Source organism: Haloleucobacter albus (genome assembly GCF_052492075.1).
Map to the genome: position 1 here is coordinate 47,623 of NZ_JBQWAS010000019.1, position 11,673 is coordinate 59,295.

The window sequence follows — 11,673 nt, forward strand, 5'->3', positions numbered from 1 at the left end:
GTTTGATCGGAACTTCAGGACTGCGGCCCTATCTGGATCAGGCTTCTCCCAGCCGGATGGCGAGATGCTCCGCCACCGTGAAATGGGTGAAGCTGCGCTTGCCCAATGTGGCGACAGGGCGGATGCCCAGACTGGAGGTGAGGAAGAGTTCCTCCGCTGCCATCAGGTCATCCGGTGTCAGAGTTTTTTCCCGTGCGCCTTGCCCCAGCAGGGCTGCGCGCATCACACCGGGCAAAGCGCCGTCGCTGACAGGCGGGGTGACGAGGCGTCCTTCCATGACCGCGAAAATATTGGCGATACTGCTTTCAGCAATGTGCCCCTGTGTATTCAGCAGCAGGGCATCATCAGCCCCCAGCCGCGCGGCCTCCTGTCGGGCGAGAATATTATCCAGATAGTTCAGGGATTTGATGCCAGAAAGCGGAGAAAATTCATTGCGCCGAGTGGCGGAGGCCACAATCAGCCGGGCCGGGAGTGGCCGGGGGGGCATGGGGGCGGCAGTGATCAGAAGGGTTGGTTCAGGTTCGCTCGGTGGCAACACGCCGCGCGGGCCAGGGCCGCGGGTAAGAGTGAGGCGCAGCACGCCATTTTCCAGCTCATTTGCGGCGCGCAGGTCTTCAAGAGCGGAGGCGAGATTGTAGGCTGGCATCGCAATGTCCAGCACCTGTGCACCACGTACAAGGCGGGAAAGATGGGCTGTAAGCCGCTGCATGCGCCCGGCACGAATGCGAATGGTTTCAAACAGGCCATCGCCCAGGGTGAAGCCCCGGTCTGCCGGTAAAATATGCACGGCATCGGCCTCGAGAAGGGTGCCGTTGAACAGGCTTTTCATCGTCCTTCTCCCGAAAGGGCGCGCAGCATGGGTGAGAGTTTCACCATGCTTTCCTCATATTCCGCTACCGGATCTGAATCCGCCACGATGCCGCCCCCCGCATGGGTGAGCAAGGTGGCGCCGACACGGGTGATGGTGCGGATGACAATGGAGGAATCCATCGCCCCATCAAAGCCGATCCAGGCCACAGAGCCGCAATAGACCCCGCGCGAAAAAGGCTCCAGCTCATGAATGATCTGCTGTGCCCGGATTTTGGGTGCGCCGGTGATGGAGCCGCCGGGAAAGGTGGCGCGCAGCAGATCCACGGGGCCGAGGCCCTGCTCAAGCTGGCTTTCAATGACGGAAACGAGGTGGTGCACGCTGGAAAAACGCTCCAGCCCGCACAATACCGGCACGCGCACGCTGCCCAGCCGGGAAACGCGGCTGAGATCGTTGCGCATGAGATCGACGATCATGAGATTTTCGGCATTGTCCTTGATGGAAGCTTTAAGCTCTGCGGCCAGAGCGTCATCCTCGGCGGGGTGGCTTCCACGCGGTCGGGTGCCCTTGATGGGGCGTGTTTCAATATGCCCTGTCGGGGTCAGTTTCAAAAACCGTTCGGGTGAAGCGCTGGCGACAGCCAGTTCTGGCCCGCACCGCAGAAAAGCGGCAAAAGGTGTCGGGCTCAACGTGCGCAGGCGCTGATAGAGCGCAAAATCGCTCAGGCCCTCTGGTATCCGGGCTTGCATCTGTTGGGTGAGGTTGGCCTGAAAAATATCCCCCGCGCGAATATATTCGATCACCTTTTGAATGGCGTTTTCCACCTCATCGCGCTTGCGATCGGGGTGGAAACGGGCGCGCGGCCCCCAGTTCACAATAGGGGGGGCGGCATCCGGGCGGAGGGCCGGGGCAATGCGGGCTTGCAAATGTTCTGCACGCATTCGGGCACGCTGATGGCGCGCGTCTGTGTCGCTTTCCGGTGCGCCGGTTGCGAGGATAAAGGCGCGGCGGGTCTCATGATCGAAGGCGATGACCGTATCATAGAGCCCCATGGCCATTTCCGGTACGTCCGGGGTGCCTGTATGGGGGCGAGGCAGATGCTCGACATGCCGGCCGAGTTCGTAGCCCAGAAAGCCGATAGCGCCGCCACGGAAGGGAATGGCGGGAAAATCCTCCCGGTCCATATCGGCCCGATCCGTCATATGTTCGCGCTGGGTTTCCAGTGCGGCTTGCAACACATCAAATGGTGTGCCGCTGACGACCTTTCCATCAACACACACATTTTGGGATGAGGCTGTGATGAGCTGATAGGGCGAGATGGCCAGCCAGGAATATGCCGCGCGCGGATCATTTCGGGCGCTACTGTCCAGAAAGGCCAGCCAGGGTTCATCCGCCAGATGCGCGCAGATGGTGAGAGGGTCCACATACGGAATTTCAACACGCAACACGGGCAGACAATCCAAGGCAACAGGGGCGGGCCGCAAGCTCCCGGACTTTTTAGCACAGGGTTGTTGTGAGAACATCTGCACAGAGATGAGGCGGGTGAAATTTTTGCTGAAAAAGCAGCGCTTTACCCCAACTTTGCTTTTTGCACTGCACGCAGTGACAAAACGTTCTATGAGAAAGACATGCCCTCAGGCGCATTGCCTGCTTTTTGAACACACAGCCCTGTAGATCAACGTGTCCCTCTCATCGCCCCCATCTCCCTCGCCGGCACCATGCCTTCCGCTCTCGGAGGAAGGAGACGCTTCTCCATTGCAGCCGGAAGCGCCGGAGCGTTCTGGTGCAGGATGGTTTCTTGCTGGCATGCGGCATGGCATCGGTATGCCGGGGCTGGTGCTGTTTGCAAGTTATCTGGGATATGGAGCACTGTTGCAGGGCATCAGCTTTCCTCTTGGAGCGGGGATGCTGTCCACATTTCTGGTATGGGCTCTGCCGGCTCAGGTTATTCTGGTGGGCGGGCTTTCGGCTGGCACGGCATTGCCGGCCCTGGCGCTTGCGGTAACCTTGTCATCCATCCGCTTTCTGCCCATGGTGGTATCTATCGCCCCCTATATGCGCGGGCCAAAGCGTAGCCTGCTTCTGGAACTGATCTGCGCGCATTATGTGGCACTGACCCTCTGGGCCGAGGGCTTGCGTCTCTTGCCACACATGCCTGGGCAGGCGCGGGTGCCCTTTACGCTGGGGCTGGGCAATATGTTGGTGACGCTCAGCATCTGCGCTACGGCTGTTGGCTATTATATGGCGGGTGAAGTGCCTTTGCCTGTGGCGGCGGCGCTGCTGTTCATCACACCCCTCTTTTTCACGCTGGTGATGGTGCGGGGCGCAGCGCGCGCGATGGACTGGATGACCCTTGCCGCGGGCGCGGGGCTGACGCCGCTGGTGCAGCATCTGGATGGCGGGCTGGATCTGATGGTGGCAGGGATCGGAGGCGGAACACTGGCCTATTTTATCAGCCGCTCCCTGCGCCGCAGGAGCCGGGCATGAGCGAAGCGCTCACAGAAGGTGCGGCTGTGCTGATTGTCGTGCTGGTAGGGTTTCTGCCCACGGAAATCTGGCGCTCTCTGGCTGTGATGGCCGGTCGCCGGGTGGAAGAAGGCAGTGAGCTGTTTCATTGGGTGAGGGCCGTGGCGGGGGCGCTTCTGGCCGCTGTCGTGGCACGCCTGCTGCTGAGCCCGGCTGGAGCGCTTCTTGCCATTCCGCTGCTGGTGCGGCTCGGGGCGGTTGGGGGTGGTGTGGCGGTGTTTCTGCTTGCGCGCAAATCGGTTCTCGCCGGAGTTCTGGCCGGGGAGGCGCTGCTTCTGGGGGCGGCCTTCTGGTTTGATGTTTTCTGAGGCTTGGGCGATCTGATTTTGGCCAGATCAGATATGGTCAGCTACAAAAAAGGGCGCCCTAAGGCGCCCTTTTCATTTCTGGTGTGAGGTACTTCCGGCGTGCGGCATGCGCCCCGGTGTGACCCAAGGCGCATGGCGTCATCACACCGAGTAGTACATGTCGAACTCCACCGGGTGCGGCGTCATTTCGAAGCGCATCACTTCCTGCATCTTCAGGTCGATATAGGACTCGATGAAGTCCTTCTGGAACACATCGCCCTTCAGCAGATAGTCATGGTCGGCCGCGAGAGACTCGAGAGCTTCGCGCAGGGACACGGAGACGGTGGGGATTTCCTTCAGCTCGGCCGGGGGCAGATCGTACAGATCCTTGTCCATGGCCTGGCCGGGGTCGATCCGGTTCATGATGCCGTCCATGCCGGCCATGAACAGGGCCGCGAAGGCGAGATAGGGGTTCGCGCCCGGATCGGGGAAGCGAACCTCGACGCGCTTGGCCTTCGGGTTGTTGGTGTAGGGGATGCGGCAGGAGGCCGAGCGGTTGCGCGCGGAGTAAGCCAGCAGCACCGGCGCCTCATAACCCGGAACCAGACGCTTGTAGGAGTTGGTCAGCGGGTTGGTGAAGGCGTTGAGGGACTTGGCGTGCTTGATGATGCCGCCAATATACCACAGGCAGTGGTCGGACAGATCGGCATATTTGTCACCGGCGAAGAGCGGCTTGCCGTCCTTCCAGATGGACTGATGCACATGCATGCCCGAGCCATTGTCGCCAAACACGGGCTTCGGCATGAAGGTGGCCGTCTTGCCATAGATATGGGCGACCTGATGGATGCAGTACTTGTAGATCTGCAAATGGTCGGCGCCGGTCACCAGAGACTGGAACTTCAGGCCCAGTTCGTGCTGGGCGGAGGCCACCTCATGGTGGTGCTTCTCGACTTCCACGCCCATACCGGCCATTGCGCCGAGCATTTCGGAGCGCATGTCCTGCGCGGAGTCGATCGGGGGCACGGGGAAGTAGCCGCCCTTGGTCTTCACGCGGTGGCCGAGATTGCCGCCCTCATAGTCGGAATCGCTGTTGGTGGGCAGTTCGACGGAGTCGAGCTTGAAGCCGGTATTGTAGGGGTCGGCCTTGAAGCGCACGTCATCAAAGATGAAGAATTCAGCTTCCGGGCCGAAATACACGGCATCACCCACGCCCGTGGACATGGCATAGGCTTCCGCCTTCTTGGCGATGGAGCGCGGGTCGCGGCCATAGGGCTGGCCGGTGGTGGGCTCCAGCACGTCGCAGACGAGAACGAGCGTGGTTTCCGCAAAGAAGGGATCAATGGTGCCGGTGTTCAGATCCGGCATCAGCAGCATGTCCGACTCATTGATGGACTTCCAGCCAGCGATGGAGGAGCCGTCAAAAGCGGTGCCTTCGGTCAGGAGCTCTTCGTCCACCATGCGGATGTCAAAGGTGACATGCTGCCACTTTCCGCGCGGGTCAGTGAAGCGCAGGTCGACGTACTTAACATCCTCATTCTTGATCTGATCAAGGATGTCCTTGGCCGTCTTTGTCGTCATGTGAATGTCTGCCTTTCTGCGGAGAAGTGGTAAACTGGAATGTGTCAGATCGCGTCAAGCCCGGACTCGCCGGTGCGGATACGGATGGCTTCTTCAATGGGCGAGATGAAGATCTTGCCGTCACCGATGCGCCCGGTCTGGGCGGCCCGGCGCACCGCTTCCACGGCCTTGTCGACCATGTCATCGGCCAAAACGACTTCGATTTTCACCTTGGGCAGAAAATCCACCACATATTCGGCGCCGCGATACAGCTCCGTGTGGCCTTTCTGCCGCCCGAAACCCTTGGCTTCGGTTACAGTGATGCCTTGCAGGCCAACATCCTGCAGGGCTTCCTTCACTTCATCCAGCTTGAAGGGTTTGATGATTGCCTCGATCTTTTTCATGCGCTCCGTCTCCCGGGCTCGGCTCTCCGCCGCATGGTCGAGCCGAAATGTCTAAAGCAGGATGCGTGCCAGTTGCCAGTTTGCATGACAAAGAAGGCTCATGCCCGTGTTCTGGCGGCTGTCTGGCGGCGAGTTTGCACGTTTAATAGGCATATCGCCTATTCCTTGGTCAACAAGGGTGGGCGGGACATGCGCAGTGTACATCAACCGGACGTGGGCGACAGGGCCTGTTCGGGCATGGAGGGATGAATGCACGAGCTTCTGAATCCAGAGCAGATGGGCCGGGCGGATCGTCAGGCTGTCGCCATGGGCGTTCCCTCTCTTGTTCTGATGGAGAGGGCTGGCATGGCGGTGGCTGATGTTGCCGCCAGAATGTGTTCGCAGGCCGGCGCCGGCGGGAAGGTCATGGTGCTGTGTGGTCCGGGAAATAATGGTGGAGATGGTTTCGTCGCCGCCCGTCTGCTGGCTGCTCGTGGTTTTCCGGTGCGCCTGGCCTTGCTGGGTGCGCGCGAACGCTTGCGTGGAGATGCCGCAGAAAATGCGGCCCTGTGGCGTGGTCCTGTGGAAGCGCCCGAAGCTCTAGACCTGGCCGGCGCGGATGTCATCATTGATGCCGTGTTTGGGGCGGGTCTGGCTCGCGACCTGGAGGGTGGGGCGCTTTCTCTGGTGCAGCGTATGGAGGTTTGTGGCCGGCCTATTGTCGCGGTGGATTTGCCTTCCGGGTTGGATGGCGCCACGGGAGAGGTGCGGGGTGCGGCGGCAGCTGCGACGGAAACGGTCACATTCTTTCGTCGCAAGCCGGGGCATCTGCTGGAACCGGGGCGCAGCCTGTGTGGCCGGGTGCATGTGGCGGATATTGGCATTCCTGTCGCCGCTCTGGATGAGGTGCGGCCGGATAGCTTCGTGAACCAACCCGCTGTCTGGGGGGCGGCTTTTCCGCTGCCGCAGGCGCGCGGCCATAAATATGATCGGGGTCATGTCGTTGTCGCCAGTGGCGGGGCCTGGACTTGCGGGGCTGCGCGCCTTGCCGCACGTGGTGCCCTGCGTGCAGGTGCGGGGCTTGTGACAGTTGCCTGCCCGCAAGAGGCGCTGCCTCTGCATGCGGCTTCATATGCAGCCATCATGCTGCGGCCGATGGAAGATGCCGGGGGGCTGGCGCATCTGCTGAATGATTCCCGGCTGGGCACTGTGCTGCTTGGTCCAGGTTTGGGTGTGGGGGAGGAGACCCGGCGCAAGGTGCAGGTGGCGGCCTCGGGCCGTCATCTCATTCTGGATGCCGATGCGCTCACATCTTATGCAGGGGCTGCTGTAGATCTTGCCGCGCTGGCGCAGGAGATGAAGGCGCTCGTCATCACCCCGCATGATGGGGAGTTTGCGCGGCTGTTTCATGATATGCCTCAGGTGCTTGAAGCGCCCGGAAAGCTGGCGCGGGCACGGGCGGCCGCCGCGTTTCTGGGGGGTGTTGTTGTGCTGAAGGGGGCAGATACGGTGGTTGCGGCCCCGGATGGCCGCGCCGGTGTCGCCGAAAATGCCCCGCCTTTTCTGGCCAGCGCCGGAGCCGGAGATGTGCTGGCGGGAATGGTGGCGGGTCTGCTTTCTCAGCACATGCCGCCTTTTGAGGCCGCAATGGCGGCTGTGTGGGCGCACGGTGAAGCTGCACGCACGGCAGGGCCGGGGCTGATAGCGGATGATCTGCCGGAAGCGCTGCGGGTGGTTTACCGTCGTCTCTATGAGATGTATGGCGCCTGGGGTGATGCTTCGGCGAAATGCTGATGCGGCAGGGCTTCATGGCATGAGCAGAAAAGGTCTCCCGTGGAGCCCTTGCAGGTGAATTTCGCAGAATTATCTGTGGGTAGGTCGTAAAATGGGCCGACAGGGGTGCCGATGCGGCAATTTCCCGGTGCGAAGCCTCGAAAAGGCTGCATTTTATTGCTGCACCCCCATATGGGCATGATATAAGCCCCGACCCGATCGGCTTCTGTGCCGGTCGAAGCCTCCCATGGTGCGTGCCCTATGGCGCTTGCCGGGTTTGCGGGCGTGGCGGAACTGGTAGACGCGCGGGATTTAGGTTCCCGTGACGCAAGTCGTGGGGGTTCGAGCCCCTCCGCCCGCACCACTTGCCGGGCACTTCATCTGAGGTTTGCCTGACAGGGCTTGCCTCGGGTGTGACTTGTCGGGCGAATTGTCGCCGGCAAGTGGCGAGCCGGCCGCAAGTGAGGCCAGAGATGTGGTGCCAGGGAAGCGCCATGGAGAGTGAACGAATTCCCGCCGAAATGGCGGACAGGATGTGAAGGCAAGACGATGCAGGTGACCGAGACCCAGGCCGAAGGCCTCAAGCGCGCGTTCCACGTTGTGGTGCCCGCCAGCGATCTGGAGGCCAGGGCCGAAGCGCGCCTGGACGAGATCAAGGGCCAGGTGAAGCTCAATGGCTTCCGCCCCGGCAAGGTGCCCGCCGCTCACCTCAAGCGCATGTACGGTAAATCCGTCATGAGTGAGGTGATTGAGCTGATCATCAACGAATCCAACGGCAAGGTCGTGGAAGAGAACGGCTTCCGTCTGGCTCTTCAGCCGAAGGTGAAGCTGACGGATGAGGGTGAGGCTGAAGCCCTGCTCGATGGCGGCAAGGATCTTGTTTACGATCTCGAAATCGAGATTCTGCCCACGATTGAGCTGGGCAACTTCAAGGATATCGCCGTCGAGAAGCCGGTGGTGGAAGTGACCGACGCTGAGGTGGATGAGACCATCCAGCGCCTCGCCGAATCCAACCGCCCCTACGAAGACAAGGACGGCGCTGCGGCTGACGGTGACCGCGTGACCATCGACTTCGCCGGTTATATCGACGGTGAGAAGTTCGAAGGCGGTTCCGCCGAGGATATCGACGTTGTGCTCGGTTCCAATGGCTTCATTCCCGGTTTTGAAGAACAGCTGGTTGGTATTGCCGCCGGTGAGAACCGCACCCTGAAGGTGACCTTCCCCGAGGATTATGCCGCCACCGATCTGGCCGGCAAGGAAGCCTCCTTTGAAGTCACCTGCAAGTCCGTCGCCGCGCCTGGCGAAGTGACCGTGGATGACGAGTTCGCCAAGGGGCTGGGCCTGGAAGGTCTGGAGCAGCTCAAGAGCATGGTGCGCGAGCGCACCTCTGGTGAGCACGCCGCCATTTCCCGCCAGAAGGTGAAGCGCGTTCTGCTTGACGCCCTGGACGAGATGCACAAGTTCGACGTGCCGGAAGGCCTGCTGGAGCAGGAATTCAATGGCGTGTGGGAGCAGGTGCAGCGCGACATGGCTGGCCAGGGCCGGACTTTCGCCGATGAGAACACCACCGAGGACGAGGCGAAGGCGGATTATCGCAAGATCGCCGAGCGTCGCGTGCGTCTGGGTCTGGTGCTGGCCGAGATCGGTGAGCAGAACAAGATCCAGGTGACCGATGAGGAAGTGACCCGCGCTCTGGTAGAGCGTGCGCGTCAGTTCCCCGGCCAGGAACAGCAGGTGTGGGACTATTACCGCCGCAGCCCCGAGGCGATGGCGTCTGTCCGTGCGCCTCTGTTCGAGGAAAAGGTTGTTGACTACCTTCTGGAGCTCGCCAATGTGACCGAGAAGCCGGTCTCCAAGGATGAGCTTTACAAGGAAGACGAAAAGGCGGGCGAGGAAGCCTGAGGTTTCGCTGAAATCGCCTGAGACGATATTGGGTGGCGCATGGGTTTGTGCATGTGCCACCCCGCCCGATCCGAGGACTGATGATGCGTGATCCCGTTGATACCTACATGAACTATCTCATTCCCATGGTGGTCGAGCAGACCAACCGGGGTGAGCGGTCTTATGATATTTATTCGCGCCTGCTGAAGGAGCGCATCATCTTCCTCACCGGCCCGGTGGAAGACGGCATGTCCACGCTGGCCGTGGCGCAGCTTCTCTTCCTTGAGGCTGATAATCCGAAGAAGGAAATCTCGATGTACATCAACTCCCCGGGGGGAGTGGTGACGTCGGGCCTTGCGATTTACGACACCATGCAGTTCATCAAGCCGCCGGTGTCGACCCTGTGCATCGGGCAGGCGGCCTCCATGGGTTCGCTGCTGCTGACGGCTGGCGCCAAGGACATGCGCTTTGCCCTGCCGAATGCACGAATCATGGTGCATCAGCCTTCTGGCGGCTTCCAGGGTCAGGTGACGGATATCATGCTGCATGCGCAGGAAATCCTGAGCCTGAAGCGCCGTCTGAATGAAATTTACGTGAAGCACACCGGGCAGGATCTCGCAGCCATTGAGGATGCTCTGGAGCGTGACAATTTTCTGACTGCGGAAGCTGCACGGGACTTCGGTCTCATTGATTCCGTGATCGAACAGCGCCCGGCTGAGGATGAGCCCAAGCAGGATTGATGCGTCGGCTGGGCGGGTCCCGGTTCGTGTTTTTCCTTGCAGGCGCAATAATATCGCGCTTGCATGTCTCATAGCCGGCATCTCATGCCGCATGCCGGCCCCCGCCAGAAATGACGGGGGCCGTTGTTTTCGGGAACTTTCCAGAAAAGTTTTCCGCTTATGATGTAACCGGAAGCGTGCAGGGCCATGCACCTCGCCAGAAACGGCTGTGGAGAGGCTCGGGCATGTGGGGAACTTCACCAGTTCGTCGCAAATGCCTTGATCGCGTCACCGGAGGGTGATTGGCTAAATACAGGTCACTCACCATAATAAGGATATGGCAGGCTTTTTGCTTCGCTGAGATCCAGAATGGTGATCCGTACGACACAGACGCATATGTGTCCGTATCGATAGGTCGTAGGAGACGAAGATGAGCAAGACCGGCGGCAGCAGCAGCGACAGCAAGAATACACTTTATTGCTCGTTCTGCGGCAAGAGCCAGCACGAGGTCAGGAAGCTCATCGCCGGACCGACCGTGTTCATCTGCGACGAGTGCGTCGAGCTGTGCATGGACATTATCCGGGAAGAGTCCAAGTCCTCACTGGTGAAGTCGCGGGATGGCATCCCGACCCCGAAGGAAATTCGCGATGTGCTGGATGATTATGTCATCGGTCAGCAACACGCGAAAAAGGTTCTCTCGGTGGCGGTGCACAACCACTACAAGCGCCTCAGCCATGCCTCCAAGAATGGCGATGTGGAGCTGGCCAAGTCCAACATCCTGCTGGTTGGCCCCACGGGCTCCGGCAAGACGTTGCTGGCCCAGACACTGGCGCGCATTCTGGATGTGCCCTTCACCATGGCCGACGCCACGACCCTGACCGAAGCCGGTTATGTGGGTGAGGATGTGGAAAATATCATCCTCAAGCTGCTTCAGGCTGCGGATTACAATGTGGAGCGGGCCCAGCGCGGCATCGTCTATATTGACGAGATCGACAAGATCAGCCGCAAAGCCGACAATCCCTCCATTACCCGTGATGTTTCGGGCGAGGGTGTGCAGCAGGCCCTGTTGAAAATCATGGAAGGCACGGTGGCTTCCGTTCCGCCGCAAGGGGGGCGTAAGCATCCCCAGCAGGAATTCCTGCAGGTGGACACCACCAATATCCTGTTCATCTGCGGCGGCGCCTTCGCCGGGCTGGACAAGATCATCTCTTCCCGTGCTCAGGGCGCGACCTCCATTGGCTTCGGTGCCAAGGTGGCAGCTGCGGATGATCGTCGCCTCGGTGATGTGTTCCGTCAGCTCGAGCCTGAAGATCTGCTGAAGTATGGCCTTATTCCCGAATTCATCGGTCGTCTGCCCGTTCTGGCGACGCTGGAGGATCTGGACGAGGCTGCGCTGAAGAAGATTCTGGCGGAGCCGAAGAACGCGCTGGTGAAGCAGTATCAGCGTCTTTTCGAGATGGAGAATGTGGAGCTCACCATCCACGAGGATGCGCTGGGTGCCATCGCCCGCAAGGCGATTGAGCGCAAGACAGGCGCGCGTGGCCTGCGTTCCATCATGGAAGGCATTTTGCTGGATACCATGTTCGACCTGCCCGGCCTTGAGGGTGTGGAAGAGGTGGTGATCTCCCGTGAGGTGATCGAGCAGAAGGCGCGTCCGCTCTATATCTATGCCGATCGTGCCGGAGATGCCGGCGCAGGCGCAAGCGCCTGATCTTTCAGGCCCACAAACAACCCTCGCG

The 11,673-nt window shown here is 60.6% G+C and carries 10 protein-coding genes and 1 tRNA gene; 7 read left to right on the forward strand and 4 right to left on the reverse strand.

All coding sequences use genetic code 11. From position 1 onward, the window contains the following. Positions 1-37 precede the first annotated feature (37 nt). Entirely contained in the window at positions 38-829 is a 792-nt protein-coding gene (locus ACT6QH_RS03605; RefSeq protein WP_444973448.1) for an aminotransferase class IV, read from the reverse strand. Beyond that, a complete protein-coding gene (gene pabB / locus ACT6QH_RS03610; RefSeq protein WP_444973449.1) occupies positions 826-2,256 on the reverse strand; it encodes an aminodeoxychorismate synthase component I in 1,431 nt (476 codons plus the stop codon). Before pabB ends, ACT6QH_RS03605 begins: the two co-directional genes overlap by 4 nt. A gap of 358 nt (positions 2,257-2,614) precedes the next feature. Between pabB and ACT6QH_RS03615 the strand changes: the two genes are divergently transcribed. Continuing rightward, positions 2,615-3,295, forward strand: a complete 681-nt coding sequence (locus ACT6QH_RS03615) for an AzlC family ABC transporter permease (protein ID WP_444973450.1) — start codon at positions 2,615-2,617, stop codon at positions 3,293-3,295. Beyond that, on the forward strand, positions 3,292-3,642 hold the full coding sequence (locus tag ACT6QH_RS03620; protein ID WP_444973451.1) for an AzlD domain-containing protein: 351 nt from the start codon (positions 3,292-3,294) through the stop codon (positions 3,640-3,642). The genes ACT6QH_RS03615 and ACT6QH_RS03620 overlap by 4 nt, the downstream gene beginning before the upstream one ends. Positions 3,643-3,783: 141 nt before the next feature. Here ACT6QH_RS03620 and glnA read toward each other — a convergent pair whose 3' ends face one another. Both glnA and ACT6QH_RS03630 read right to left on the reverse strand, forming a co-directional pair. Continuing rightward, positions 3,784-5,199, reverse strand: coding sequence for a type I glutamate--ammonia ligase (glnA, locus tag ACT6QH_RS03625; RefSeq protein ID WP_444973452.1), 1,416 nt, complete (start codon positions 5,197-5,199; stop codon positions 3,784-3,786). A 44-nt stretch (positions 5,200-5,243) separates the two neighbouring features. Further along, the gene (locus tag ACT6QH_RS03630) at positions 5,244-5,582 is read right to left on the reverse strand and encodes a P-II family nitrogen regulator (RefSeq protein ID WP_444973453.1); all 339 of its coding nucleotides are present in this window, start codon (positions 5,580-5,582) and stop codon (positions 5,244-5,246) included. 249 nt (positions 5,583-5,831) lie between these two features. Between ACT6QH_RS03630 and ACT6QH_RS03635 the strand changes: the two genes are divergently transcribed. From ACT6QH_RS03635 to clpX, 5 genes are all read left to right on the forward strand, one after another. Further along, positions 5,832-7,355: an NAD(P)H-hydrate dehydratase gene (locus ACT6QH_RS03635; protein WP_444973454.1), complete on the forward strand. Its 1,524-nt coding sequence runs from the start codon at positions 5,832-5,834 to the stop codon at positions 7,353-7,355. 258 nt (positions 7,356-7,613) lie between these two features. After that, positions 7,614-7,698 (forward strand) — tRNA-Leu (locus ACT6QH_RS03640). 185 nt (positions 7,699-7,883) lie between these two features. After that, positions 7,884-9,236: a trigger factor gene (gene tig, locus ACT6QH_RS03645; RefSeq protein WP_444973455.1), complete on the forward strand. Its 1,353-nt coding sequence runs from the start codon at positions 7,884-7,886 to the stop codon at positions 9,234-9,236. Between the two features lie 83 nt (positions 9,237-9,319). Further along, positions 9,320-9,955: an ATP-dependent Clp protease proteolytic subunit gene (locus ACT6QH_RS03650; RefSeq protein WP_444973532.1), complete on the forward strand. Its 636-nt coding sequence runs from the start codon at positions 9,320-9,322 to the stop codon at positions 9,953-9,955. Between the two features lie 409 nt (positions 9,956-10,364). Further along, a complete protein-coding gene (clpX, locus tag ACT6QH_RS03655; RefSeq protein ID WP_444973456.1) occupies positions 10,365-11,645 on the forward strand; it encodes an ATP-dependent Clp protease ATP-binding subunit ClpX in 1,281 nt (426 codons plus the stop codon). Positions 11,646-11,673: the final 28 nt, after the last annotated feature.

Coding starts and splice junctions, on each gene's coding strand:
- ACT6QH_RS03605 (WP_444973448.1), bottom strand. CDS start 829: ATGAAAAGCCTGTTCAACGGCACCCTTCTCGAGGCCGATGCCGTGCAT.
- ACT6QH_RS03615 (WP_444973450.1), top strand. CDS start 2,615: ATGCGGCATGGCATCGGTATGCCGGGGCTGGTGCTGTTTGCAAGTTAT.
- ACT6QH_RS03630 (WP_444973453.1), bottom strand. CDS start 5,582: ATGAAAAAGATCGAGGCAATCATCAAACCCTTCAAGCTGGATGAAGTG.
- tig (WP_444973455.1), top strand. CDS start 7,884: ATGCAGGTGACCGAGACCCAGGCCGAAGGCCTCAAGCGCGCGTTCCAC.
- ACT6QH_RS03635 (WP_444973454.1), top strand. CDS start 5,832: ATGCACGAGCTTCTGAATCCAGAGCAGATGGGCCGGGCGGATCGTCAG.
- ACT6QH_RS03620 (WP_444973451.1), top strand. CDS start 3,292: ATGAGCGAAGCGCTCACAGAAGGTGCGGCTGTGCTGATTGTCGTGCTG.
- clpX (WP_444973456.1), top strand. CDS start 10,365: ATGAGCAAGACCGGCGGCAGCAGCAGCGACAGCAAGAATACACTTTAT.
- ACT6QH_RS03650 (WP_444973532.1), top strand. CDS start 9,320: ATGCGTGATCCCGTTGATACCTACATGAACTATCTCATTCCCATGGTG.
- glnA (WP_444973452.1), bottom strand. CDS start 5,199: ATGACGACAAAGACGGCCAAGGACATCCTTGATCAGATCAAGAATGAG.